The sequence below is a fragment of the Rubrivivax sp. A210 genome (assembly GCF_904426505.1).
Taxonomy (GTDB): domain Bacteria; phylum Pseudomonadota; class Gammaproteobacteria; order Burkholderiales; family Burkholderiaceae_C; genus Rubrivivax.
The window spans coordinates 1-23,712 of the sequence record NZ_CAJGBN010000005.1; the positions used below are offsets into that span (position 1 = coordinate 1).

20 protein-coding genes and 1 pseudogene are annotated in these 23,712 nt (G+C 68.8%); 5 read left to right on the top strand and 16 right to left on the bottom strand.

Annotation, left to right across the window (positions count from 1 at the left end; genetic code table 11):
- Positions 1-758, bottom strand: a pseudogene (locus tag JMV16_RS05605) (cell division protein FtsZ); the annotation flags it as partial.
- Between the two features lie 398 nt (positions 759-1,156).
- Between JMV16_RS05605 and JMV16_RS05610 the strand changes: the two are divergent.
- Positions 1,157-2,029, top strand: a complete 873-nt coding sequence (locus JMV16_RS05610; RefSeq protein ID WP_201493205.1) for a fibronectin type III domain-containing protein — start codon at positions 1,157-1,159, stop codon at positions 2,027-2,029.
- A 650-nt stretch (positions 2,030-2,679) separates the two neighbouring features.
- On the opposite strand, the gene ftsZ is transcribed toward JMV16_RS05610, so the two are convergent.
- The 15 genes from ftsZ to JMV16_RS05685 all read right to left on the bottom strand — a co-directional run bounded on the left by ftsZ (position 2,680) and on the right by JMV16_RS05685 (position 20,019).
- On the bottom strand, positions 2,680-3,915 hold the full coding sequence (ftsZ, locus tag JMV16_RS05615) for a cell division protein FtsZ (RefSeq protein ID WP_201493206.1): 1,236 nt from the start codon (positions 3,913-3,915) through the stop codon (positions 2,680-2,682).
- A gap of 84 nt (positions 3,916-3,999) precedes the next feature.
- On the bottom strand, positions 4,000-5,232 hold the full coding sequence (gene ftsA, locus JMV16_RS05620; RefSeq protein ID WP_201493207.1) for a cell division protein FtsA: 1,233 nt from the start codon (positions 5,230-5,232) through the stop codon (positions 4,000-4,002).
- A 14-nt stretch (positions 5,233-5,246) separates the two neighbouring features.
- On the bottom strand, positions 5,247-6,086 hold the full coding sequence (locus tag JMV16_RS05625; protein ID WP_236580374.1) for a cell division protein FtsQ/DivIB: 840 nt from the start codon (positions 6,084-6,086) through the stop codon (positions 5,247-5,249).
- Positions 6,087-6,092: 6 nt separating this feature from the next.
- Positions 6,093-7,058: a D-alanine--D-alanine ligase gene (locus JMV16_RS05630; protein ID WP_201493208.1), complete on the bottom strand. Its 966-nt coding sequence runs from the start codon at positions 7,056-7,058 to the stop codon at positions 6,093-6,095.
- Entirely contained in the window at positions 7,055-8,470 is a 1,416-nt protein-coding gene (murC, locus tag JMV16_RS05635; RefSeq protein ID WP_201493209.1) for a UDP-N-acetylmuramate--L-alanine ligase, read from the bottom strand. The genes JMV16_RS05630 and murC overlap by 4 nt, the downstream gene beginning before the upstream one ends.
- Entirely contained in the window at positions 8,467-9,549 is a 1,083-nt protein-coding gene (murG, locus tag JMV16_RS05640) for an undecaprenyldiphospho-muramoylpentapeptide beta-N-acetylglucosaminyltransferase (protein WP_201493210.1), read from the bottom strand. The genes murC and murG overlap by 4 nt, the downstream gene beginning before the upstream one ends.
- A gap of 136 nt (positions 9,550-9,685) precedes the next feature.
- Positions 9,686-10,951 (bottom strand): putative lipid II flippase FtsW, encoded by a 1,266-nt coding sequence (gene ftsW, locus JMV16_RS05645; RefSeq protein ID WP_201493211.1) that lies wholly within the window; start codon positions 10,949-10,951, stop codon positions 9,686-9,688.
- Complete coding sequence (murD, locus tag JMV16_RS05650; protein WP_201493212.1) at positions 10,948-12,486, bottom strand: UDP-N-acetylmuramoyl-L-alanine--D-glutamate ligase; 1,539 nt, start codon at positions 12,484-12,486, stop codon at positions 10,948-10,950. The genes ftsW and murD overlap by 4 nt, the downstream gene beginning before the upstream one ends.
- 17 nt (positions 12,487-12,503) lie before the next feature.
- The gene (gene mraY, locus JMV16_RS05655; RefSeq protein WP_201493213.1) at positions 12,504-13,685 is read right to left on the bottom strand and encodes a phospho-N-acetylmuramoyl-pentapeptide-transferase; all 1,182 of its coding nucleotides are present in this window, start codon (positions 13,683-13,685) and stop codon (positions 12,504-12,506) included.
- Positions 13,675-15,069, bottom strand: coding sequence for a UDP-N-acetylmuramoyl-tripeptide--D-alanyl-D-alanine ligase (locus JMV16_RS05660; RefSeq protein WP_201493214.1), 1,395 nt, complete (start codon positions 15,067-15,069; stop codon positions 13,675-13,677). The genes mraY and JMV16_RS05660 overlap by 11 nt, the downstream gene beginning before the upstream one ends.
- Complete coding sequence (locus tag JMV16_RS05665; protein ID WP_201493215.1) at positions 15,066-16,574, bottom strand: UDP-N-acetylmuramoyl-L-alanyl-D-glutamate--2,6-diaminopimelate ligase; 1,509 nt, start codon at positions 16,572-16,574, stop codon at positions 15,066-15,068. Before JMV16_RS05665 ends, JMV16_RS05660 begins: the two co-directional genes overlap by 4 nt.
- A 1-nt stretch (position 16,575) precedes the next feature.
- Positions 16,576-18,345, bottom strand: a complete 1,770-nt coding sequence (locus tag JMV16_RS05670) for a peptidoglycan D,D-transpeptidase FtsI family protein (RefSeq protein WP_201493216.1) — start codon at positions 18,343-18,345, stop codon at positions 16,576-16,578.
- Positions 18,342-18,626, bottom strand: a complete 285-nt coding sequence (ftsL, locus tag JMV16_RS05675; protein ID WP_201493217.1) for a cell division protein FtsL — start codon at positions 18,624-18,626, stop codon at positions 18,342-18,344. The genes JMV16_RS05670 and ftsL overlap by 4 nt, the downstream gene beginning before the upstream one ends.
- Complete coding sequence (rsmH, locus tag JMV16_RS05680) at positions 18,623-19,558, bottom strand: 16S rRNA (cytosine(1402)-N(4))-methyltransferase RsmH (protein ID WP_201493218.1); 936 nt, start codon at positions 19,556-19,558, stop codon at positions 18,623-18,625. Before rsmH ends, ftsL begins: the two co-directional genes overlap by 4 nt.
- Before the next feature lie 17 nt (positions 19,559-19,575).
- Positions 19,576-20,019: a division/cell wall cluster transcriptional repressor MraZ gene (locus JMV16_RS05685; RefSeq protein WP_236580384.1), complete on the bottom strand. Its 444-nt coding sequence runs from the start codon at positions 20,017-20,019 to the stop codon at positions 19,576-19,578.
- Between the two features lie 236 nt (positions 20,020-20,255).
- On the opposite strand from JMV16_RS05685, the gene JMV16_RS05690 reads away from it, so the two are divergent.
- From JMV16_RS05690 to ntrB, 4 genes are all read left to right on the top strand, one after another.
- Positions 20,256-20,564, top strand: a complete 309-nt coding sequence (locus tag JMV16_RS05690; protein ID WP_201493220.1) for a hypothetical protein — start codon at positions 20,256-20,258, stop codon at positions 20,562-20,564.
- A gap of 38 nt (positions 20,565-20,602) precedes the next feature.
- The gene (locus JMV16_RS05695) at positions 20,603-21,223 is read left to right on the top strand and encodes an ANTAR domain-containing response regulator (RefSeq protein WP_201493221.1); all 621 of its coding nucleotides are present in this window, start codon (positions 20,603-20,605) and stop codon (positions 21,221-21,223) included.
- Positions 21,224-21,501: 278 nt separating this feature from the next.
- Positions 21,502-22,761, top strand: coding sequence for a CmpA/NrtA family ABC transporter substrate-binding protein (locus tag JMV16_RS05700; RefSeq protein WP_236580375.1), 1,260 nt, complete (start codon positions 21,502-21,504; stop codon positions 22,759-22,761).
- 24 nt (positions 22,762-22,785) lie between these two features.
- Positions 22,786-23,685 carry a nitrate ABC transporter permease gene (gene ntrB / locus JMV16_RS05705; protein ID WP_201493222.1) on the top strand — a complete coding sequence of 300 codons (900 nt, stop codon included), beginning with the start codon at positions 22,786-22,788 and terminating at the stop codon, positions 23,683-23,685.
- Positions 23,686-23,712 lie beyond the last annotated feature (27 nt).

A 23,712-nucleotide genomic window follows, 5' to 3' on the forward strand; every position in this document is an offset into this window, starting at 1 on the left:
TCCGCCTGCTTGCGCAGGAACGCCGGAATCTCGATCTCATCCATCCCATTGGAGCTGAGCGCCTCCACCTTCGCCGCCGCCTGCGTGCGGCCGTGGCGCCAGACGCTGGGGGTGTTGAGGTTGTCATAGTTGGGCTGCTGCGGCAGGCCGGGCACCTGGTTGACCAGCACCGGGATGTTGTCGGTGCCGGTGCGCAGGGCCTGGGCCACGGCATGTTGCGGGGCGTGGGTCTGCGGCTGCACCACGGCCAGCGGCGGCGTGCCCTGGGCCTTGCGGTTGGCCGAGCTCAGGCCGGTGGCGATGACGGTCACGCGCAGCTGGTCGCCCAGGCTTTCGTCGTAGGCGGTGCCGAAGATCACATGCGCATCATCGGCCGCGTAGCGACGAATGGTGTTCATCGCATTGCGGCTCTCGGCCAGCTTGAAGGTGCCCTTGCTCGCGGCAATCAGCACCAGCACGCCCCTGGCGCCGCTGAGGTCAATGCCTTCCAGCAGCGGGCAGGCCACGGCCGCATCGGCCGCCTTGGTAGCGCGGTCGGGGCCGCCGGCCACGGCCGTGCCCATCATCGCCTTGCCGGGCTCGCTCATCACCGTCTTCACGTCCTCGAAGTCGACGTTGACGAGGCCGGGGATGTGGATGATGTCGCTGATGCCGCCCACGGCGTTCTTCAGCACGTCGTTGGCGTGGGCGAAGGCCTGCTCCTGCGTCACGTCGTCGCCCATCACCTCGAGCAGCTTCTCGTTGAGCACGACGATGAGGCGAAGCGGAGAGCTGAACGGCAGCCGACGGCTGTCCGTTCGAGCGAGAAGCGAATGCCGGAACCGAGCCGTAGAACCGTAGCAGCCCGGCTGACTGCTGGCGACCCTTTGTCGACATACAAGCATGAATTGGAAGCCGCGGAGCAGACGCCCACGCCAAACTGCCGAGACGCTTCCTGTGGACATAGTCACTGGTTCTCCGCAGGACTCTTAAGTTGCGTACTCACGATTTGCATGTCAATTTGGGCACTTCTCAACTGATTGGTTTGGGCCACCGTCAGGATACTTTCCCAAGTCGTGGAGTGCAGGCGCGAAGGCTCCCATAGTCCGCGATCCTGGCCGCCACAACCACCCTACAACAACCGAACCACAAGTAGACCGAAGAACGGAGCCTCTTGATGAAACTCTTGCAAAAGGCCAAGTACATCAGCATAGGCTCTGTAGCAGCTCTCGCAGTCGTATCGTTGTCGCTTAGAGCAAGCGACGCGATTCCGCTCATTTTCAAAAAGGGCGATGTACTTAGTGCGAACGTCATGAACGCCTTGTTTGCCAGGGTCAATGATGCTACGAGCCCAATCGTTGCGTCCGATCTTGTCGGTACGTGGCTAGTGACGCAGGTTGTTCCCTTCAATGGGCAACCCGGCAATGGCAATTGCCGTGTCAACAGTTCATGCACAATGACAGGGCTCGCGGATGCTGCCGATCAAATGTCGCGTTCCCGGACAGACACGGTGACCTTTTCGATAGACGGAACAGCGCTGGTCTATTCCCAAGCCCGCCTTGGATCATTCGTTGGTGCCCTCCCAAATGCGCCTGAGGCAGGTACTGCCAGCGTTATCGCGGAGACCGCCATCTTCTCTGGCAATCTAGGTGACGGGGTCATAGCATTCCAATACTTCTATGCGAAAAAGAAGAGCGCGACCCGGATCGTCCTTCAGGATATTCAGTCGGCATCGGGAGCATTCAACATCCTCGTTCTAGACAAACTGAACATCCCCCCTTCGCCAGTCGCTACAGTCTCGGTTGCCGCTTCCGGAGCGAGTGCCATGTTGACTTGGTCCAGTTCGCATGCCGACCAGACTGGATACTCTGTTCAGCGAACTTCGGATAACGGGGTCACTTGGGTCAACGTAAAGGACATTCCGGATTCGGCGGCGAGGAGCTTCGTGGATAGTGACTTGGCGACGGGAGACTATCAGTACCAAATCTTTGCGACAAACGGCCATGGCAAGAGCATTGGCAGCAGCGTCGTTCCCGTGACGATCAAATGAGGACCGCAATGAGGGCGGCATTCGCGTTGATCCTACTAATTGAACTTGCGGCATGTGGTGGAAGAAATGGCACGCCAGTTCCCGAAGTAAGTGGCGGAGCAGCAGGATCGCCAGCAGTGCCAACGGCACCTACGAGCAGTCCCAGCGCGTCGGCCGCGACCGCGCAGTTCGGGGCGGGACAGTTCGGCACATCAAGATTCTCAAACTAACCAAGAAGCACTCGACGTTCGGCCCGATGTCGGGCGAATCCTTCCCCCGTTGATCGAGAGTGGTGCGCCGCAGTATGCACTCCAGCTTATGTCCTAGGCTGCAAGATCGTGGACCCGTTCGTTCGCCCGTCGTGGGGAGGCCAACCGCAGGCAGCTATGACGGGTGACAATCTGCCCACCTCGCGGGTGTCAGCAATTCTGGCGCCTGACCGGCCTTAGGCCAGGTTCCTCGAATCGACTGAGCCCCGGACTCTTACCCTCTATGCGGGTGCGACGGTAGTCAACTCGTAGAGGCGGGAAGCCAGTTGCCGGTCAATCACGACCGTCGGCAACTGGCCGAGTCATGCCGCAAGGCGCCTTAGGCTGCCCCAAAAACAAGGCCCGGCAAGCCGGGCCCAGTTCACTTGCGAGATGCAGCGCCCCCGATGACGCTGCCGCCCCTCAGTCCGCCTGCTTGCGCAGGAACGCCGGAATCTCGATCTCATCCATCCCATTGGAGCTGAGCGCCTCCACCTTCGCCGCCGCCTGCGTGCGGCCGTGGCGCCAGACGCTGGGGGTGTTGAGGTTGTCATAGTTGGGCTGCTGCGGCAGGCCGGGCACCTGGTTGACCAGCACCGGGATGTTGTCGGTGCCGGTGCGCAGGGCCTGGGCCACGGCATGTTGCGGGGCGTGGGTCTGCGGCTGCACCACGGCCAGCGGCGGCGTGCCCTGGGCCTTGCGGTTGGCCGAGCTCAGGCCGGTGGCGATGACGGTCACGCGCAGCTGGTCGCCCAGGCTTTCGTCGTAGGCGGTGCCGAAGATCACATGCGCATCATCGGCCGCGTAGCGACGAATGGTGTTCATCGCATTGCGGCTCTCGGCCAGCTTGAAGGTGCCCTTGCTCGCGGCAATCAGCACCAGCACGCCCCTGGCGCCGCTGAGGTCAATGCCTTCCAGCAGCGGGCAGGCCACGGCCGCATCGGCCGCCTTGGTAGCGCGGTCGGGGCCGCCGGCCACGGCCGTGCCCATCATCGCCTTGCCGGGCTCGCTCATCACCGTCTTCACGTCCTCGAAGTCGACGTTGACGAGGCCGGGGATGTGGATGATGTCGCTGATGCCGCCAACGGCGTTCTTCAGCACGTCGTTGGCGTGGGCGAAGGCCTGCTCCTGCGTCACGTCGTCGCCCATCACCTCGAGCAGCTTCTCGTTGAGCACGACGATGAGGCTGTCGACATTGGCTTCGAGTTCCGACACGCCGTCCTCGGCCTGCTTGCCGCGCTTGCGGCCTTCGAAGTCGAAGGGCTTGGTCACCACGCCCACGGTGAGGATGCCCATTTCCTTGGCCACGCGCGCAATCACCGGCGCCGCGCCGGTGCCCGTACCGCCGCCCATGCCGGCGGTGATGAAGAGCATGTGGGCACCGCTGATGGCTTCCTTGATGCGGTCCACCGCCTCTTCGGCCGCCACCTTGCCGGCGGCCGGCTTGCTGCCCGCACCCAGGCCGGTCTTGCCCAACTGCACGAGCTGGCCGGCGTTGCTGCGGTGCAGGGCCTGGGCGTCGGTGTTGGCGCAGATGAACTCCACGCCCTGCACGCCCTGGCCGATCATGTGCTCGACGGCGTTACCACCGCCGCCACCCACGCCGATCACCTTGATCTGCGTGCCTTCGTCGAATTCGTCGATCATCTCTATAGGCATGGGAGCCTCCTTGAAAAGTAGATAGCAGTTGCCTTTGGGGGAAAAGAGGGGCTTGTCTTGTGGGTATCGATGTGCGGCCCCTTTCTAGAAATTTCCGAGAAACCAGTCCCTGGCTCGCGTCACCAGGTTCTTCACCGAGCCGGCCTGCGCCGCCGCCTTGTGGCCGCGCGCCCGCGCCAGACGCGCTTCTTCCAGCAGGCCCATCACCGCGGCGCTGCGCGGGTTGGCCACCATGTCGTCGAGCGCGGCGCGGTACAGCGGCAGGCCCTTGCGCACGGGCTTGAGAAAGATGTCCTCGGCCAGCTCCACCATGCCCGGCATCACCGCCGAGCCGCCGGTGATGACGATGCCGCTGGACAGCAGTTCTTCATAGCCGCTTTCGCGGATGACCTGGTGTACCAGCGAATAGATCTCCTCGACGCGCGGCTCGATCACGCCCGACAGCGCCTGGCGGCTGAGCATGCGCGGCGCGCGATCACCCAGGCCCGGCACCTCGACCTGGTCGCCCGGGTCGGCCAACAGTTGCTTGGCCACGCCGTGCTCGACCTTGATCTCCTCGGCGTCCTTGGTGGGCGTGCGCAAGGCCATCGCGATGTCGCTGGTGATCAGATCGCCGGCGATGGGGATCACTGCCGTGTGGCGCACGCTGCCGTCGGTGTAGATCTGCACGTCGGTGGTGCCGGCGCCGATGTCGACCACGGCCACGCCCAGGCTCTTCTCGTCGGCGGTCAGCACCGCGGCGGCGCTGGCGCTGGGGTTGAGTACCAGGCGCTCCACCTCCAGGCCGCAGCGGCGCACGCACTTTAGGATGTTCTCGGCCGCGCTCTGGGCGCCGGTGACGATGTGGACCTTCACCTCGAGCCGGCTGCCGCTCATACCGATGGGCTCTTTCACCTCATGGCCGTCGATGACGAATTCCTGCGGCTCCACCAGCAGCAGGCGCTGGTCGTTGGGGATGTTGATGGCCTTGGCGGTTTCGACCACGCGCGCCACGTCCACCGGCGTGACCTCGCGGTTGTCGCGCACGATGACCATGCCGGTGCTGTTCTGGCCGCGGATGTGGCTGCCGGTGATGCCGGTGTAGACGCGGTCGATCTTGCAGGCGGCCATCATCTCGGCCTCCTTCAGCGCCGCCTGGATGCTTTGGACGGTGGCGTCGATGTTCACCACCACGCCGCGCTTCAAGCCATGGGTGGGCGCCACGCCCAGGCCGGCCACGCGCAGTTCGCCGTCGGGCATCACCTCGGCGGCCACCACCATCACCTTGGCGGTGCCGATGTCCAGGCCGAAGACCATGTCCTTGAATTCCTTGGCCATCTTCGTCCGTCCCCTCAATGCGTCTTGGCCGCGGGCTTGTTGGCGCCCGCGGGTGTGGATGTGGTGCTCACGCCGCGCAGGCGCACGGCATAGCCGTCGGTGTGGCGCAGGTCGGCGTAGAGCAGAGGTGCCTGCCAGCCGCCGGTGGCCGGCCCCAGGGTGCGCACGAAGCGTTCGGTGCGCGCCAGCAGTTCGGCATCGCTGCCGCGGCCGAGTTCGACGGTGGCGCCGTTGTCGAGCTCGACGCGCCAGGAGCCGCGCCCCGACAGCTCGACGCGCGTGACGGCAGCCTCAAGCCGCGCGAACACCGGCTGCAGGCGTTGCAGCAGGGCCAGCATGGCCGCCGAACTGCCGTCGGGGCCGGCCAGCGCGGGCAGGCCTTCGTCCTCGACATCGCCCACATTGGCCTCGAAGACCTCGCCCTGCTGGTTGACCAGGCGCTCGGCGCCGCGCTCGTCGCGCGGGCCTTCCCACAGCGCGGCGGCGCGATGCTCTTCCAGGTACACGGCCAGGCGGTCGGGCCAGACGCGGCGCACGACGGCGCGGCGCACCCAGGGCACGGCCTCGAAGGCGCGGCGGCCGTCCTGCAGGTCGGCGCTGAAGAAGTTGCCTGCCAGGCGCGGCGCCGCGTTGGCGCGAATGGTGGGCACGCTGTTGCGCGTGAGCTCACCTTCGAGCTGGATGGCGCGGATGGGGAAAACGTTGGAACGCATCAGCCAAGCGCCACCGGCGGCCACCGCGCCCACGCCGGCGAGCGCGAAAACCGCGCTCGACACCGCGTTCAACAGCCGCACGTCGGCCGGCAGCGGCGCACGCGGGGTAACGGGGCGGGGAGGGCGAAGCTTGCGCGTCACGGGGGTTCAGGCCTTATTGGGGCCGTCGAGCGCGGCCATCTGCAGCAATTGCAGGCACAGCGCCTCATAGCTGATGCCGGCGGCGCGCGCCGACATCGGCACCAGCGAATGGCCGGTCATGCCGGGGCTGGTGTTCATCTCGAGCAGGAAGATGCGGCGGTCGGAGCTGCGCAGCATGAGGTCGGCACGACCCCAGCCGCGGCAGCCCAGCGCGCGGTAGGAGGCCAGCGTGAGGCGCTGCACCTCGGCCTCTTCGGCGGCATCGAGGCCGCTGGGGCAGCGGTAGCCGGTGTCTTCGCTGAAGTACTTGTGCTCGTAGTCGTAGTTGCCGCCGGGCGCGTCGATGCGGATCACCGGCAGCGCACGCGCTGCCGAGCCCTCGCCCAGCACCGGGCAGGTGAGTTCGATGCCATCGATGAACTCTTCGCACAGCACGTCGGCGTCGTACTTCGCGGCCAGGGCCACGGCGTCCTGCATCTGCGAATAGCCCAGCACCTTGCTGATGCCGATGGACGATCCCTCGCGCGGCGGCTTCACGATGAGCGGCAGGCCGATGGCGTCGGGCACGGCGTTCAGCGCCTCGCGGCCCTGGTTGTCGGGTGCCAGCCATTGCCAGCGCGGCGTGGGCAGGCCCTCGGCCAGCCAGACGCGCTTGGTCATCACCTTGTCCATCGCGATGGCGCTGGCCATCACACCCGAGCCGGTGTACGGGATGCCCAGCAGTTCCAGCGCTCCCTGCACCGTGCCGTCCTCGCCATGGCGGCCGTGCAGTGCGACGAAGGCCCGCACAAAGCCCTCGGACTTGAGCAGCACCAGATCGCGCTCGGCGGGGTCGAAGGCGTGGGCATCGACGCCCTGGCTGCGCAGCGCGGCGAGCACGCCGCCGCCCGACATCAGCGAGACCTCTCGCTCGGCGCTGCTGCCGCCCATCAGCACCGCCACCTTGCCCAGGCTGCTTACCGTGTCGTTCATGCCTGGCTCTCCAGCAATTGCGCCAGCTGGCGCGGCACGCCGGCAATCGAGCCGGCGCCCATGGTGATGACGACGTCGCCGCCGCGCGCCACGCGCACGATCTCGCCGGCCAGCGCGGCCACGTCGTCGACGAAGACGGGCGCCACCGGCCCCTGCACCGCGGCCACCGCGGCCACCAGGGCGCGGCCGTCGGCACCGGCGATGGGCGTCTCGCCGGCCGCATAGACCTCGGTCACCAGCGCGGCGTCGCACTGGCCCAGCACGGCGGCAAAGTCCGCCAGGCAGTCGCGCGTGCGGCTGTAGCGATGGGGCTGGAAGGCCAGCACGATGCGCCGGCCGACAAAGGCGCCGCGCGCCGCGGCCAGCACCGCGGCCATCTCCACCGGGTGGTGGCCGTAGTCGTCGATGAGGGTGAAGTGGCCGCCACCCACCGCCGGCCATTCGCCATGGCGCTGGAAGCGGCGGCCGACGCCTGCAAAGGCCGCCAGCGCGCGCTGCAGCGGGGCGTCGGCAATGCCCAGCAGGCCGGCGATGGCCACGGCGGCCAGCGCATTGCGCACATTGTGGGCACCGGCCAGGTTGAGCGTCAGCGGCAGTGCCTGCGCATCGCGGCGCCGCACGACGAAGCGCATGCCGCCGCCGGCCAGGGCCTGCACCTCGGTGGCGCGCAGATCAGCCTGATCGTCATCGATGCCATAGCGGATGCAGGCTATACCGCGCTGCGCGAGCTGCGGCAGCACCGCGCGCACGCCGGGGTCGTCGCTGCACACGATGGCGCGGCCGTAGAAGGGCAGGCGGGCCAGGAAGTCCACGAAGGCGCCATGCAAGCGGGCGACATCGTGGCCGTAGGTTTCCATGTGGTCGGCGTCGATGTTGGTCACCACCGCCAGCACCGGGTGCAGGTGCAGGAAGCTGGCATCGCTCTCGTCGGCCTCGACGACGATGAATTCGCCGCTGCCCAGTCGGGCGTTGACACCGGCGCTTTCGAGCTTGCCGCCGATCACGAAGCTGGGGTCCAGGCCCGCCTCGATGAGCACGCTGGCCACCAGCGAGGTGGTGGTGGTCTTGCCGTGGGTGCCGGCGATGGCGATGCCCTGCTGGCGCCGCATCAGTTCGGCCAGCACCACGGCGCGCGCCACCACCGGCAGGCCGCGCGCATGCGCGGCCAAGACTTCCGGGTTGTCGGCCTTGACCGCGGTGCTGGTGACCACGGCCTGGGCCTCGCCGACATGGGCGGCATCGTGGCCGATGTGGATGGCCAGGCCCAGCCCGGCCAGGCGGCGGGTCACGGCACTTTCGGCCTGGTCGGAGCCCGAGACCTCAAGCCCCTGCTGGTGCAGGATCTCGGCGATGCCGCTCATGCCGGCGCCGCCGATGCCGACGAAGTGGATGCGGCTGACAAAGGGCTTCACCGGCGCCCCCCCGCAACGAGCTTCTCGATCTCGTCGGCCACGCGGGCCGCGGCGCGCGGCCTTGCCAGCGCGCGGGCCTGGCGGGCCATCGCCAGCAGGCCGTCGCGGTTCAAGCCAGCCAGGGCCGTGGCCAGGGCTTGCGGCGTCAGCCCGGCCTGCGGCAGGTGAATGGCCGCGCCCTGCCCGGCCATCCACTCGGCGTTGTCGCGCTGGTGGGCCGTGGTGCTGACGATCAGCGGCACCAGCAGGGCCGGCACGCCAGCCGCGCACAACTCGCTCACGGTGATGGCGCCGGCGCGGCAGACCATCACATCGCACTCGGCCAGGCGGCGCGGCATGTCGTCGATGAAGGGCAGCACCTCGGCGGCGATGCCTTCGCGGGCATAGGCCTCGCGCACCGCCGCGGCCTGGGTGCCGCCGCTCTGGTGCACGACCTGCAGGCGCTGGCCCGCCGGCAGCAGCGCCAGCGCGGCCGGCAGGGTCTGGTTGAGCACCTGGGCGCCCAGGCTGCCGCCCACCACCAGCAGGCGCAACGGGCCGCTGCGGCCGGCCCAGCGCGCATCCGGTTCAGCCAGAGCCTCGATCTCGGCGCGCACCGGGTTGCCGGTGACGATGGCATTCTTGGTCTGCTGCGCGGCGACACCGGCAAAGCCGAAGGCGACGCGGTCGGCCACCGGCAGCAGACTCTTGTTGGACAGCAGCAGCGCCGCATCGGCATTCACCAGCAGCAGCGGCTTGTTCAGCAGCGAGGCCATCAGCCCGCCCGGAAAGCAGACATAGCCGCCCATGCCCAGCACCGCGTGCGTGCCGCGGCGGCGCAGGATCTGCAGACAATCCCAGAAGGCCTTGAGCAGGCGCAGGCCGCCGGTGGCCGTGTGCAGCAAGCCCTTGCCGCGCAGGCCGCTGAAGGCGATGGTGTCCAGCGCGATGCCGCTCCTGGGCACGAGCTGGTTCTCCATGCCGTGGCGCGTGCCCAGCCAGCTGACGGTCCAGCCGCGGCCCGCCATCTCCTTGGCGACGGCCAGGCCGGGGATGATGTGCCCACCCGTTCCCGCGGCCATGATGACGAGATGGCTCATGCGCGGCCTCCGCGCATGAGTGCCCTGTTTTGGCTTCGGCCCGCGCGCTGCGCGCGCTTCACATCGCTGCGCGATGTGAGCCTGCGCCGAAACAGCGCACCCGCGCTTCGCGCGGCGCCCATGCTGCGCATGGCCGTCATGTGCGGCCTCCGCGCATGAGTGCCCTGTTTTCAATGTCCACCCGCAACACCAGCGCCAGCGCGATGAGGTTCATCAGGATGGCCGAGCCGCCATAGCTCATCAGCGGCAGCGTCAGGCCCTTGGTGGGCAGCACGCCGAGGTTGACGCCCATGTTGATGAAGGCCTGGAAGCCGATCCAGATGCCGATGCCCTGGCACATCAGGCCCCCGAACACGCGGTCCAGCGCGACGGCCTGGCGGCCGATCAGGAAGACGCGGCGGGTGAGCCAGAAGAAAAGCACGATGACCGAGGCCACGCCGACGAAGCCGAGTTCTTCGCCGATCACCGCAAGCAGGAAGTCGGTATGCGCCTCGGGCAGGTAGTGCAGCTTTTCGACGCTGGAGCCCAGGCCCTGGCCGAAGATCTCGCCGCGGCCGATGGCGATGAGCGAGTGCGTGAGCTGGTAGCCCTTGCCCTGGGCGTACTTCGGGTTCCAGGGGTCGAGGTAGGCCAGGATGCGCTCGCGGCGCAGGTCGTCGAAGGCGATGATGCCGGCGAAGGTGACGAGGATCACCGCGGCGATCAGGAAGAACATGCGCGCATTGACGCCGCCCAGGAAGAGGATGCCCATCGCGATGGTGGCGATGACGATGAAGGCGCCCATGTCGGGCTGGCGCAGCAGCATGGCGCCGATGAAGGCCACCGCCACCACCATGGGCCAGACGGCCTTGAAGAAGTTCTCCTTAACGTCCATCTTGCGCACCATGTAGCTGGCGGCATACATGGCGATGGCCAGCTTGGCCATCTCGCTGGGCTGGAAGTTCATGATGCCCAGCGGTATCCAGCGTCGCGAGTTGTTGACCACCTTGCCGATGAAGGGCAGCAGCACCGCGAACAGCAGCGCCAGCGAGACCAGGAAGACCAGCGGCGCGTGCTTCTCCCAGAAGCTCATCGGCAGTTGCAGCACGGCCAGCGCGGCGACGAAGGCGATGGCCAGGCCCAGCAGATGGCGCTGCAGGAAGAAGGCCTGCGAGTAGAGGGCGAACTTGGGGTTGTCGGGCAGGGCCACGCTGGCCGAATAGACCATCACCACGCCGAGGGCGATCAGGGTGCCCACCACCACCAGCAGGCCTTGGTCGAAGGCGGTGATGCGCACCGGGCGCGCGCCGGCCACGTCGACGTGGTCGCGCACCGGCAATTCGGTGGCGCCGCTGCGGCCACCGCCACCCCCTGTGCGGCGCGCGGCGAACCAGCCCTTGAGCATGGCCAGGGCCGCCGTCATGCCTGCCCCCGGTCCAGCGCCAGCGCCTGCACCGCCTGCACGAAGACTTCGGCGCGGTGGGCGTAGTTGCGGAACATGTCCAGGCTGGCGCAGGCCGGGCTCAGCAGCACGGCATCGCCCGGCCGCGCCTGCGCAAAGCACCAGGCAACGGCGACCTCCAGGCTGTCGTGGCGCTGGAAGGGAATGGCTGCCGCGCCTTGCTGGATCACGGCCTCGATGGCGGCGGCGTCGCGCCCTATCGTGGCCACGGCGCGCGCATGGCGGGCCAGCGGCGCGGCCAGCGGGCCGAAATCCTGGCCCTTGCCGTCGCCACCCAGGATGACCACCAGGCGGGCGGGCGACTTGTCGGCACCCAGACCATCGAGCGCGGCGACGGTGGCGCCGACATTCGTGCCCTTGCTGTCGTCATAGGCCTCGACGCCGTCGAGCACGGCGACGAACTGCACGCGGTGCGGCTCGCCTTCGTATTCGCGCAGGCCATGCAGCATGGGCGCCAGCGGGCAGCCGATGGCCGTGGCCAGGGCCAGCGCGGCCAGCGCATTGGCGGCGTTGTGGCGGCCGCGCACGCGCAGGGCATCGGCCGGCATCAGGCGCTGCAGGTGGATCTCGACCTCTTCGTCCTTCTTGCGTTTGATGGTCTCGTCGGTCGGCAGCGCACGCACCATCCAGGCAATGCCGTTCTCGGTGACGAGGCCGAAATCTCCCGGGCGCCGCGGCGCGTCCAGACCGAAGCGGATGGTCGCGCGTTCCACGGACTTGGCCTTGCCCTTGACCGGCGGCGGCACCGGCACCATGGCCTCGACGAGGGCGTCATCGCGGTTGATCACCCTCAGGCCGGCGCTGCCGAAGACGCGCGCCTTGGCCGCGGCATAGGCGGCCATGCTCCCGTGCCAGTCGAGGTGGTCTTGCGTGACGTTGAGCACGGTGCCGGCGGCCGGCTCGAAGCCCTTGACGCCGGTGCCGCCGCCATCGAGCTGGAAGCTCGACAGCTCCAGCACCCAGACCTCGGGCCAGGCTTGCTGTTCGGCTTCGAGCCGCACCGCCAGCGTGTCCAGCAGCGTCGGGCCGATGTTGCCGGCCATCGCGACGCGGCGGCCGGCGCGCTCCACCAGCAGCGCCGTCATCGCCGTGGTGGTGGTCTTGCCATTGGTGCCGGTGATGGCCAGCACCTGGGGCGCATAGCCGTGCGCCGCCTTCAGGTCAGCCAGCGCCCGCGCGAAGAGGTCGAGTTCGCCCTGCACCGCAATGGCACTGGCGCGTGCCTCCTGCAACAGCGGCGCGATGCGCTCGTCATAGGGGCCGAGGCCGGGGCTCTTGAGCAGCAGCCGCGTGTCGCCCAGCCGCGTCGCATCCAGCACGCCGCTTTCCAGCGCCGCGCCGGGCAGCTCGGCGCGCAGCGTCTCGGCCTGGGGCGGAGCCTCGCGCGAGTCCCACACCCTCACCTTCGCGCCATGGCGCAGGCACCAGCGCGCCATTGCCAGGCCGCTGTCGCCGAGGCCGAGGATGAGGACGGGGAGGTCGCGCAGATGGTCCATGGGGTCCGTCGCGGGGCTCAGCGCAGCTTGAGGCTGGCCAGGCCGATCAGGCACAGCAGCATGGTGACGATCCAGAAGCGCACCACCACCTGGGTCTCGGCCCAGCCCTTCTTCTCGAAGTGGTGGTGCAGCGGCGCCATCAGGAAGATGCGGCGGCCCACGCCGTACTTGCGCTTGGTGTACTTGAACCAGCCCACCTGGATCATCACGCTCAGCGCCTCGGCGACGAAGACGCCGCCCATGATGCCGAGCACGATCTCCTGGCGCGTGATGACGGCGATGGTGCCCAGGGCCCCGCCCAGCGACAGCGCGCCCACGTCGCCCATGAAGACCTGGGCCGGGCTGGCGTTGAACCACAGAAAGGCCAGGCCCGCGCCGGCCATCGCGGCGCAGAAGACCAGCAACTCGCCGGCGCCGGGAATGTGCGGGAACAGCAGGTACTTGCTGAACACTGCATTGCCGGTGATGTAGGCAAAGATGCCGAGGGCGCTGCCCACCATCACCACCGGCATGATGGCCAGTCCGTCCAGGCCATCGGTGAAGTTGACGGCATTGCTGGCGCCGACGATGACGAACCAGGTCAGGATGATGAAGCCGAAGACGCCCAGCGGATAGCTCACGGTCTTGAAGAAGGGCACCATCAGGTCGGCACGCGGCGGCAACTCGTTGCTGAAGCCGCTGCCCACCCAGCGCAGGAAGAGCTCGAGCACGCGCAGATTGCTGGTCTCGCTGACGCTGAAGGCCAGGTACAGCGCGGCAATCAGGCCGATCAGCGTCTGCCAGAAGAACTTTTCGCGGCTGCGCATGCCCTCGGGATCCTTGCGCACGACCTTGCGGTAGTCGTCGGTCCAGCCGATGGCGCCGAAGCCGAAGGTGACCAGCATCACCACCCAGACGAAGCGGTTGGTCCAGTCGAACCACAGCAGCGTGCTGACACCGATGCCGATGAGCACCAGCACGCCACCCATGGTGGGCGTGCCGCGCTTGCCGAGATGGCTTTGCACGCCGTATTCGCGAATGGGCTGGCCGATCTTCATCTCGGTGAGCTTGCGGATGACCCAGGGCCCGAAGGCCAGGCCGATGAGCAGCGAGGTCATTGCCGCCAGCACGGCGCGGAAGGTGAGGTACTGGAAGACGCGCAGAAAGCCCAGCTGGTCGGGCGCCCACTGCATCAGCCACTGCGTCAGGCTAAGCAGCATGGCCGGCCTCCCCGTCGGGGCGGGCGCGCAGCGCCTGCACCACCTGTTCCATCTTCATGAAGCGCGATCCCTTGACCAGCACGGACGCGGCCTGCGGCGCATCGGCCAAGGCCTGCAACAGCGCCGCGACACTGGCGAAATGGCGGTCGGCACCGGCGTGGGCGCACAGCGGGCCGGCGGCCCAGAAGTGCTCGATGCCGCGCTCGCGGGCGCGGGCGCCGACCTCGGCGTGGTACTGCGCGCCCTGGCTGCCGACCTCGCCCATGTCGCCCAGCACCAGCCAGCGCGGGCCCGGCAGACTGGCCAGCACCTCGATGGCGGCGAGCACCGAATCGGGGTTGGCGTTGTAGCTGTCGTCGACCAGGGTCAGCGTGCTGCCGGCGTGGGGCAGGCGGTGCACCTGGCTGCGCCCGGCCACCGGCTGGAAGGCGGCGAGGCCGGCCGCGATGGCATCGGTGGGGAGGCCAGCGGCCACCGCACAGGCCGCCGCCGCGACGGCGTTGAGCGCGTTGTGGCGGCCCGGCTGGGCCAGCGTGGTGGCGATGCCGCCGGCGGGCGTGGCCAGCGTCAGCGCCCAGTGCGCCGCATCCGCCTGCCAGACCGCGTGGCCCGCAACATCGGCCTGGCCATCGAGCGCAAAGCGCAGCACGCGCCGCGACCCCGCCAGCGCCTGCCACAGCGGCGCGTGCGCATCACCGGCCGGAAGCACCGCCGTGCCGCCAGCGCCCAGCGCGGCGATGGCGCTGCCGTTCTCCTGCGCCACCGCCGCGACGCTGGCCATGAATTCCTGGTGCTCGCGCTGGGCGTTGTTGACCAGGGCCACGGTGGGCGCGGCCAGGCCAGCCAGCAGCGCAATCTCGCCGACGTGGTTCATGCCCAGTTCCACCACCGCGGCGCGGTGCATATCGCGCAGGCGCAACAGGGTCAGCGGCACGCCAATGTGGTTGTTGAAATTGCCGGCCGTGGCCAGCGCCGCCTCGCCCTGCCAGGCGGCCAGGATGGCGGCCAGCATCTGCGTCACGGTGGTCTTGCCATTGCTGCCGGTGACGGCGATCAGCGGCAGCGTGAAGCGCTGGCGCCAGGCCGCTGCCAGCTGCTGCAGCGCCTGCAGCGCATCGGGCACCTGCAGGCCGGGCAGATCAGCCGAGAGCCCGCGCTCGGCCAGCGCGGCCACGGCGCCGGCGGCGCGCGCCTGGGCCAGGAAATCATTGCCGTCGAAGCGCTCGCCGCGCAGCGCGACGAAGAGGTCGCCGGCGCGCAGCGTGCGCGTGTCACTGTGGACGCGGGCGATGGCGATGGCGCCGTCGCCGACGAGCACGCTGCCCGGCAGCAGCGCCTGGGCCTGGGCCAGGGTCATCATCGCGGTGTTGCTGGACGTGTTCATGCGGCGCCCTCCTCGCGCTCGCGCAGCGCGGCTGCGGCCTCTTGCGCATCGCTGAAGGGTCGCTTGACGCCGGCCACCTCCTGGTAGTCCTCGTGGCCCTTGCCGGCCAGCAGCACCACGTCGCCGGGCGCGGCACCCACCACGGCGCTGCGGATGGCGGCGCGGCGGTCCTCGATCACGGCCACCTCGTCGTGGCCCGTCACGCCCGCGAGGATCTGGGCCAGGATCAGCCCGGGCGCCTCCTGGCGCGGGTTGTCGCTGGTCAGCACCACGCGGTCGGCATCGCGCTTGGCGATGGCGCCCATCAGCGGGCGTTTCGTGGCGTCGCGGTTGCCGCCGCAGCCGAACACGCACCAAAGGCGCCCGCCGCGGGCAGAGGCCAGCGGGCGCAGCGCCTGCAGCGCCTTTTCCAGGGCATCGGGCGTGTGGGCGTAGTCGACCACCACCTCCACCTCGCGCCCGGCCACGCGCTGCAGCCGGCCCGGCACCGGGCTCAGCGCCGCCATCGCGCCGGCGGCGGCGGCCAGCGGCAGGCCCAGCGCCCGCAACGCGCCCAGCACGCCCAGCAGGTTGCTGGCGTTGTAGTCGCCGATCAGCGCGCTGCGCAGCGCCACCGTCGCGCCGCCTTCGCTCACTTCGAAGGCCAGGCCGCCGCCGTCATAGCCGAGCGCGCGGGCCTGCAGCCGCGCCGGGCCGTGGCGCGAGACCGACCAGAGGTCGAGCGCGCCGCCGGCCAGTTCCTGCGCCAGCCGCTCGCCCTGGGCGTCGTCGACATTGACCACCGCGGCGCGCAGCCCGGGCCAGCCGAAAAGCATGCGCTTGGCGGCCCAGTAGGCTTCCATGCTGCCGTGGAAGTCGAGGTGGTCGCGCGTGAAGTTGGTGAACACCGCGACGTCGATCGCCAGTGCATCGAGGCGGTGCTCGACCAGGCCTATCGACGAGGCCTCGATGGCGCAGGCGGCATAGCCTTCGTCGGCAAAGCGACGCAGCGTGGCGTGCAGGGTCAGCGGGTCGGGCGTGGTCAGGCCGGTGGGCTGTATCGCGCCCGCGCCATCGTCGGCGCCGGCACGGGGCGGCTCGCCCACGCCCAGGGTACCGATGACGCCGCCGCGCCGCCCCAGGGCCGACAGCGCCTGCGCCACCCACCAGGCGCTGCTGGTCTTGCCATTGGTGCCGGTGATGGCCACCACGTCGAGCGCGCGGCCGGGCTCGCCGAACCAGGCGCTGGCGATGGCACCGCTGGCGGCCTTGAGGCCGGGCAGGATGGCCACGCGCTCGTCGTCGCCCAGCGCGAAGGCCGCCGCGCCCTCGGCCTCGACCAGGCAGGCCGCCGCACCCGCGGCCAGCGCCGCAGCGACGAAGGCGCGGCCGTCGACGGCATGGCCGGGCCAGGCGATGAAGCCGTCGCCGGGCTGCACGGCGCGGCTGTCCATGCACAGGCGGCCCTTGACCCGGCCGCGCAGCCACAGCACGGCTTCGATGGCGGAGGCGAGTTGCGTGGCCACGTCAGAAGCTCTCCGGCTCGGCGGCCACCGGCTTGGCGCTGATCTGCGCCTTGACGTCGATGTCGGGTGTCACGTTCATCATGCGCAGCGTCTGCTGCACAACCTGGCTGAACACCGGCGCGGCGACATCGCCGCCGTAGTGCTTGCCGTTGCTGGGCTCGTCGACCATCACCGCGACGATGATGCGCGGCTCGACGATGGGCGCCATGCCCACGAACCAGGCGCGGTACTTGTTGCTGGCGTAGCCCTTGCCCTCCTGCTTGTGCGCCGTGCCGCTCTTGCCGCCCACCGAATAGCCTATGGTCTGGGCCTTGGTGGCGGTGCCGCCGGGGCCGGCCGCCATCTGCAGCATCTTGCGCACCTCGTACACGGTGGCCGGCGACAGCACCTTGTGACCCTGCACTGGGGCCAGCCCCGCCTCGGGGCGAAGCAGGGTCAGCGGGATCACGTCGCCGTCGCGCGCCAGCGGCGTGTAGGCGCGCGCCATCTGCAGAAGGCTGGCCGAAAGGCCGTAGCCATAGGCCATGGTTGCCTGCTCCACCGGGCGCCAGTTCTTGTGGGGCTTCAGGCGGCCGGTGACGACGCCGGGAAAGGCGATCTGCGGCTTCTGGCCGTAGCCCACGCCGCTGAACAACTCCCACAGCTCGCGCGCCGGCATCTGCATCGCAATGCGCGCGGCGCCGATGTTGCTGGACTTCTGGATCACTTCCTGCACGGTCAACGCGCCATGCGGGTGTGCGTCGCGCACCACCAGCGGCCCGACGACCAGGCTGCCGGGCGCGGTGTTGATGACGGTGTCCACCTTCACGCGGCCGGTCTCCAGCGCCAGCGCCACCACCAGCGGCTTCATCGTCGAGCCCGGCTCGAAGACATCGGTGAGCGCGCGGTTGCGCAGCTGGGCGCCACTCAGGTTGCTGCGGTCGGCCGGGTCGTAGCTCGGGTAGTTGGCCAGCGCCAGCACCTCGCCCGTGCGGGTGTCGATGACCACCACGCTGCCGGCCTTGGCCTTGTGCTCCTTGACAGCGTCGCGCATGCGCTGCCAAGCGAAGAACTGCACCTTGGAATCGATGGCCAGCGTGATGTCGCGTCCGTGTACCGGATCGGCCTGGTCGCCCACGTCCTCGACCACGCGGCCCAGGCGGTCGCGCAGCACCGTGCGCTGGCCGGCCTGGCCCAGCAGATGGCTCTGGAAGCCGAGTTCTATGCCTTCCTGGCCGACATCGTCGATGTTGGTAAAGCCCACCACATGGGCCGCGGCCTCGCCTTCGGGATAGCGGCGCTTGTATTCGCGCAGCTCGCTCACGCCCTTCAGGCCCAGGGCCTTGACCTGCTGCCAGGCGGCCTCTTCCAGATGACGACGCAGCATCACGGTGCCCCCGGCGACCGCCAGCCTGTCGTCCAGTTCGGCCGGCGTCATGGCCAGCAGGCGCGCCAGCAGGCGCCGCTGCGCCGCATCGGCGGCAAAGAGCTTGGTGTCGACCTGCACCGAGGGCAGGGCCACGCTGGTGGCCAGCACGAGGCCGTTGCGGTCGACGATGCGGCCTCGGCTGGCCGGCAGGGCCTGCTTGTGGACGAAGCGCTTCTCGCCCTGCGCCTTGTAGAAATCGGTAGCCCAGATCTGCAGGTGGATGGCGCGGCCGAACAGCACCAGGAAGGCCAGGCCGACCAGGAAGACGACGAAACGCGAACGCCAGGGTGGCGTCTTGCTGGCCAGCAGCGGGCTGGTGGCGTAGTTGACGCTGCGCACGCTGTTGGCGGTGCTGCGGCTCATCGCGCGGCCTCCGAGGCCACCGGGTCGGCGACATAGGCCGTCACTGCCGGCGTGGCGGTGCGCATGCTCAGCTTCTCGCGCGCCACCCTCTCGACACGCAGATGCGTGCCCTGGGCCTGGCGCTCGGCGTCCAGGCGCTTGTACTCGGCGTCGAGCTGGGCGCCTTCCTGGCGGGCGCGGTCGATCTCGGCGAAGACGCGGCGCGATTCATAGGCCGTGCGCACCAGCACCAGCGCGCTGGCCAGCAGCGCAGCGAAGAGCAGGATGTTGAGCTTGGTCACGACACCACCGCCGTGCGTTCGGCCACGCGCATCACCGCCGAGCGGGCGCGCGGGTTGGCCGCCACTTCCTCGGCGCCGGGCTTGACGCGGCCCAGCGCATGCAGCCGCATGGCACGCGGCGGCGCCATCTTGGCGCGGCGGTCGACCTCGTCGCGGCTTTCACGCGCGATGAAGGTCTTGACGATGCGGTCTTCCAGCGAATGGAAGCTGATCACCACCAGCCGCCCGGCCGGCTCGAGCAGGGCCAGCGCCGCGCTCAGGCCTTGGTGCAGCGCTTCAAGCTCGGCGTTGACATGAATCCGAAGAGCCTGAAACGTGCGCGTTGCAGGGTCCTGGCCCGGCTCGCGGGTTTTGACGGCACGAGCCACGAGTGCGGCCAGCTCGCCGGTGCTTCGAACGGCAGCCCCGCTTTCGCGGCGAGCGACAAGCGCCTTTGCAATCTGAAAAGCAAACCGTTCTTCGCCTTGTTCACGTATCACCTCCTCGATCTGGCGCTGATCGGCGCGTTGCAGGAACTCGGCCGCCGTCTCGCCGCGCGTGGTGTCCATGCGCATGTCCAGCGGTGCATCGAAGCGGAAGCTGAAGCCGCGCTCCGGGTTGTCGATCTGTGGCGAGCTGATGCCCAGGTCAAGCAGCACGCCAGCAACCTGGGCGACGCCCTGCCCGGTCAGGGTCTCGGCCATCTCGCCGAAGCTGCCGTGGTGGATGCTGAAGCGGGCGTCGATGATGTCGGCCGCCGCGGCCACGGCCTCGGGGTCCTTGTCGAAGGCCAGCAGGCGGCCGCGCGGGCCCAGGCGCTGCAGCACGGCGCGTGCGTGGCCGCCGCGGCCGAAGGTGCCATCGACGTAGATGCCGTCGTCGCGCGTCACCAGGGCTTGCACGGCTTCGGCCAGCAATACGCTGCGGTGCTGCCATGCGGGGGCGGCGTTCATCGCTGGTCTCGGTGGGGTCAGCGGATGACGAGGTTGCGCAGGACTTCGGGGCGGCCGGCGGCGATGAGCGCGGTCTCGCGCGCCTCGTAGCGGGCGGAGTCCCACAATTCGAAGTTCGAACCCACGCCCATGAACTTGACCTCGCGCTCCAGACCGGCCCAGACCCGCAGCTCGGGCGGCACCAGCACGCGCGAGGCGCTGTCGATCTCGACGTCGGTGGCGCTGCCCACGTACAGGCGGCGCCAGCCCTCGGCCTCGAGCGGCAGCTTGAGCAGTTCGGCCTCGAATTGCTCCCACACCGGCAGCGGATACAGCGAGAGGCAGCCGTCGGGGTTCTTGCTCACCACCATCTGCCCGCTCACGGTGGCCATCAGCACGTCGCGATGGCGCGCGGGCACGGTGATCCGCCCCTTCGCGTCCAAGGTCAGTACCGGGCCACCCCGAAAAGCAAAAGCAGACACAAACCCCCACTGAAATGCACTTTTCCCCACTTTAATCCGGCGCCGTCGGCGGGTCAACGACTCGGCCATCGAAAAATCAATCAAATCAAGTACTTACACCCGGTCTTGCAAGCACTTCAGCGAAAAATATCCTTCAAAATGAAGCACTTGCAGTTAGCACTGAAAGTGCTTTGTGAGAAGTGGGGCCTGCCCGACGCCGCCCCACCCCCCCTGAATCGCGGGCCACGGCGGGCCGCATGATGGACAACGACCCGCTCTGGAAGCTGCGCCACGCGCTGGCCGGCGTCGGCCTGGCCCTGCTGCTGTCGGTGCCCGCCGCCGCCTTTGCAGGGCGCTGGGTGGGCGATGCACTGGGCACCGGCTATGGCGGCCGCGTTGCCGTCTATGCCGCGTTGCTGGTCTATCTGGTGGTGGGCGCCGGCGTGCTGTTCGCCAAGGTGGCGCGCCACGAAACGCGCCCGCTCAGCGCCGGCCGCGTCGCGCTGTGGTTGGCCAGCCTGTGGCTGTGGCCCGTGCTGCTGCTGGCGCGGCGGCGGGCCGGGTAGGGGCGCTCCGTCGGCGCGGAACTTGCAGACGCTCCCCCGTGGACACCCCCTCGCCCGCCCCCGCCTCGCAAGCACCGCTGCGCGTCCTGCTCATCGACGACGGCGCCCACCGCAGCACAGCGATCCGCGACGAGCTGGCGCGGCTGGGCCACCTTGTGGTGGGCGTGGTCGACCAGGCGCTGCTGATCCATGACTGCGTGCTGCGCCTGCAGCCCGACGTGGTGATCGTCGACGCCGAATCACCAGGGCGCGACACGCTGGAGAACCTGGCCACGCTGTCATCGCACAACCCGCGCCCGGTGGTGGTGTTCACCGAGGACGCCAGCGCCGAGCCCATGCAGCAGGCGCTCAAGGCCGGCGTCAGTGCCTACGTCATCGCCGGCCTGGCGCCGCAGCGCCTGATGCCGGTGCTGCAGGTGGCCATCGCCCGCTTCGAGCAGGAGCGCGGCCTGCGCGAGCAACTCGACGCGGCCCAGACCCAGCTCGCCGACCGCAAGCTGATCGAGCGCGCCAAAGGCATCCTGATGGACGAGATCGGCCTGTCCGAGGAGCAGGCCTATCGCCATCTGCGCAAGCTGGCGATGGACCGCGGCCAGCGTCTGGCGCAGGCGGCCGAACGCATCGTCGACGCCCGCGACCTGCTGCGGCCCGCTGGCTGAGCCTGCACGCCGTCATGGTGCAGCGCACCACGACGAAGCAGACCGAGACCACCCCGGCGCCCTGCTGGTGCAGTCACGGGGCTTGATGCGGCCCAAAGACCACCCTTTGACCCTTCCAAGTCCTGGCACGCCGCGTGCATTGGACAAGGCAAGGCCCGCGCACAACGGCGTGTGAGGGCCACTTGGATTCGGGCAATGGCGTCCGACCGTCACCCCCGCCTCAGGGCTGGGTTGGCAGTCGCGACGCCATTTTCTTTTTGTCTTGTCGGGAGTGAAGCATGAACGAACGCGAGGGTCTGATGAGTGAAGAGCGCAGGCAATTCATCAAGGGGTCGGCCGCCTTGGCCGTGGGTGCGGGGTCGGCCGTGAGCACCGGCGCCTGGGCTGCGGGCTCGGATGCACCCGAAAAGAAAGAGGTGCGAATTGGCTTCATTCCACTCACCGACTGCGCCAGCGTGGTGATGGCCTCGGTGCTGAAGTTCGACGAGAAGTACGGCATCAAGATCATCCCGACCAAGGAAGCCTCCTGGGCCGGCGTGCGCGACAAGCTGGTCAATGGCGAGCTCGACATGGCCCATGTGCTGTGGGGCCTGATCTACGGCGTCCACATGGGCGTGGGCGGGCCGAAGAAGGACATGGCCATCCTGATGAACCTCAATCGCAATGGCCAGGCCATCACGCTGAGCAAGAAGCTCGCTGACAAGGGCGCGGTCGACGGCGCCAGCCTGGCCAAGCTGATGGCCAGCGAGAAGCGCGAATACACCTTTGCCCAGACCTTTCCCACCGGCACCCACGCGATGTGGCTGTACTACTGGATGGCCAGCGTGGGCATCAACCCGGTCAAGGACGCCAAGGTCATCACCGTGCCGCCGCCGCAGATGGTGGCCAATATGCGCGTCGGCAACATGGACGGCTACTGCGTCGGCGAGCCCTGGAACCACCGCGCCATCATCGACGGCATCGGCGTCACCGCCACCACCACGCAGGACATCTGGCGCGACCACCCCGAGAAGGCGCTGGGCACGACGGGCGATTTCGCGAAGAAGTACCCCAACACCTGCCGCGCGGTGATTGCCGCGGTGCTGGAAGCCAGCCGCTGGATCGACGCCGGCCTGCAGAACAAGAACAAGATGGCCGAGACCATCGCCGAGAAATCCTGGGTCAACACCAGCGCCGACGCCATCAACCAGCGCATCCTGGGCCGCTACCAGAACGGCCTGGGCAAGACCTGGGACGACCCCCACCACATGAAGTTCTTCGACGACGGCGCGGTGAACTTCCCCTACCTCAGCGACGGCATGTGGTTCCTCACCCAGCACAAGCGCTGGGGCCTGCTCAAGGACCACCCCGACTACCTGGCGGTGGCCAAGTCCATCAACCAGACCGAGCTCTACAAGCAAGGCGCCGCCGCCGCCAAGGTGAGCCTGCCCAAGAGTGAGCTGCGCAGCAGCAAGCTGGTCGACGGCGTGGTCTGGGACGGCAAGGACCCGGCCAAGTACGCCGACGGCTTCAAGGTCCGCGCCGCCGCCGCGGCCTGAGCCCCGAGCACAAGGAGCATCGCCATGGTCAGTGCCGTCTTCCACTCCCCGCTCGAGGCCACGCCGGCCGCACCGGCCGCACCGGCCAAGCGCGGCGAAGCCGCCGCGGCGCCGGCTGCGGTGCCCACCGCCCCGGCCCGCGTGCGCGATCCCATCGATTGGCGCGGCCCGCTGGCCCGCGTACTGCCGCCGCTGGCCGGCATGGCCTTGCTGGTCGGCATCTGGGCCCTGCTGACGATGAAGGGCGGCCCCTTCCCGACCCCGGCCGCGACCTTCGACGCCGCCGTCAAGCTCTTCGCCGACCCCTTCTACAGCAAGGGCCCCAATGACCAGGGCATAGGCTGGAACATCCTGTTCTCGCTCGAGCGCGTGGGCCTGGGCTTCGGCCTAGCGGCGCTGGTGGGCATTCCGCTGGGCTTCCTGATCGGCCGCTTCGCCCTGCTCAACCGCATGGTGTCGCCGCTGATCAGCCTGCTCAAGCCGGTGTCGCCGCTGGCCTGGCTGCCGATCGGCCTGCTGGTCTTCAAGTCGGCCAACCCGGCGGCCATCTGGACCATCTTCATCTGCTCGATCTGGCCCATGGTCATCAACACCGCGGTCGGCGTGCAGCGTGTGCCCGAGGACTACCTGAACGTGGCGCGCGTGCTCAAGCTCAGCGAATGGAAGATCGCCACGCGCATCCTGCTGCCCTCGGTGATGCCCTATCTGCTGACCGGCGTGCGCCTGAGCGTCGGCACGGCCTGGCTGGTCATCGTCGCGGCCGAGATGCTGACCGGCGGCGTCGGCATCGGCTTCTGGGTCTGGGACGAGTGGAACAACCTCAACGTCGCCCACATCATCGTCGCCATCTTCGTCATCGGCATCGTCGGGCTGCTGCTCGAATGGGCGTTGATGGCGGTGGCCAAACGCTTCGAATACAACTGAAGGAGCAGGCCATCATGGGCAAAACCG

Coding starts and splice junctions, on each gene's coding strand:
- JMV16_RS05610 (WP_201493205.1), top strand. CDS start 1,157: ATGAAACTCTTGCAAAAGGCCAAGTACATCAGCATAGGCTCTGTAGCA.
- ftsZ (WP_201493206.1), bottom strand. CDS start 3,915: ATGCCTATAGAGATGATCGACGAATTCGACGAAGGCACGCAGATCAAG.
- ftsA (WP_201493207.1), bottom strand. CDS start 5,232: ATGGCCAAGGAATTCAAGGACATGGTCTTCGGCCTGGACATCGGCACC.
- JMV16_RS05630 (WP_201493208.1), bottom strand. CDS start 7,058: ATGAACGACACGGTAAGCAGCCTGGGCAAGGTGGCGGTGCTGATGGGC.
- murG (WP_201493210.1), bottom strand. CDS start 9,549: ATGAGCCATCTCGTCATCATGGCCGCGGGAACGGGTGGGCACATCATC.
- ftsW (WP_201493211.1), bottom strand. CDS start 10,951: ATGACGGCGGCCCTGGCCATGCTCAAGGGCTGGTTCGCCGCGCGCCGC.
- murD (WP_201493212.1), bottom strand. CDS start 12,486: ATGGACCATCTGCGCGACCTCCCCGTCCTCATCCTCGGCCTCGGCGAC.
- mraY (WP_201493213.1), bottom strand. CDS start 13,685: ATGCTGCTTAGCCTGACGCAGTGGCTGATGCAGTGGGCGCCCGACCAG.
- JMV16_RS05660 (WP_201493214.1), bottom strand. CDS start 15,069: ATGAACACGTCCAGCAACACCGCGATGATGACCCTGGCCCAGGCCCAG.
- JMV16_RS05670 (WP_201493216.1), bottom strand. CDS start 18,345: ATGAGCCGCAGCACCGCCAACAGCGTGCGCAGCGTCAACTACGCCACC.
- rsmH (WP_201493218.1), bottom strand. CDS start 19,558: ATGAACGCCGCCCCCGCATGGCAGCACCGCAGCGTATTGCTGGCCGAA.
- JMV16_RS05690 (WP_201493220.1), top strand. CDS start 20,256: ATGATGGACAACGACCCGCTCTGGAAGCTGCGCCACGCGCTGGCCGGC.
- JMV16_RS05700 (WP_236580375.1), top strand. CDS start 21,502: ATGAACGAACGCGAGGGTCTGATGAGTGAAGAGCGCAGGCAATTCATC.
- ntrB (WP_201493222.1), top strand. CDS start 22,786: ATGGTCAGTGCCGTCTTCCACTCCCCGCTCGAGGCCACGCCGGCCGCA.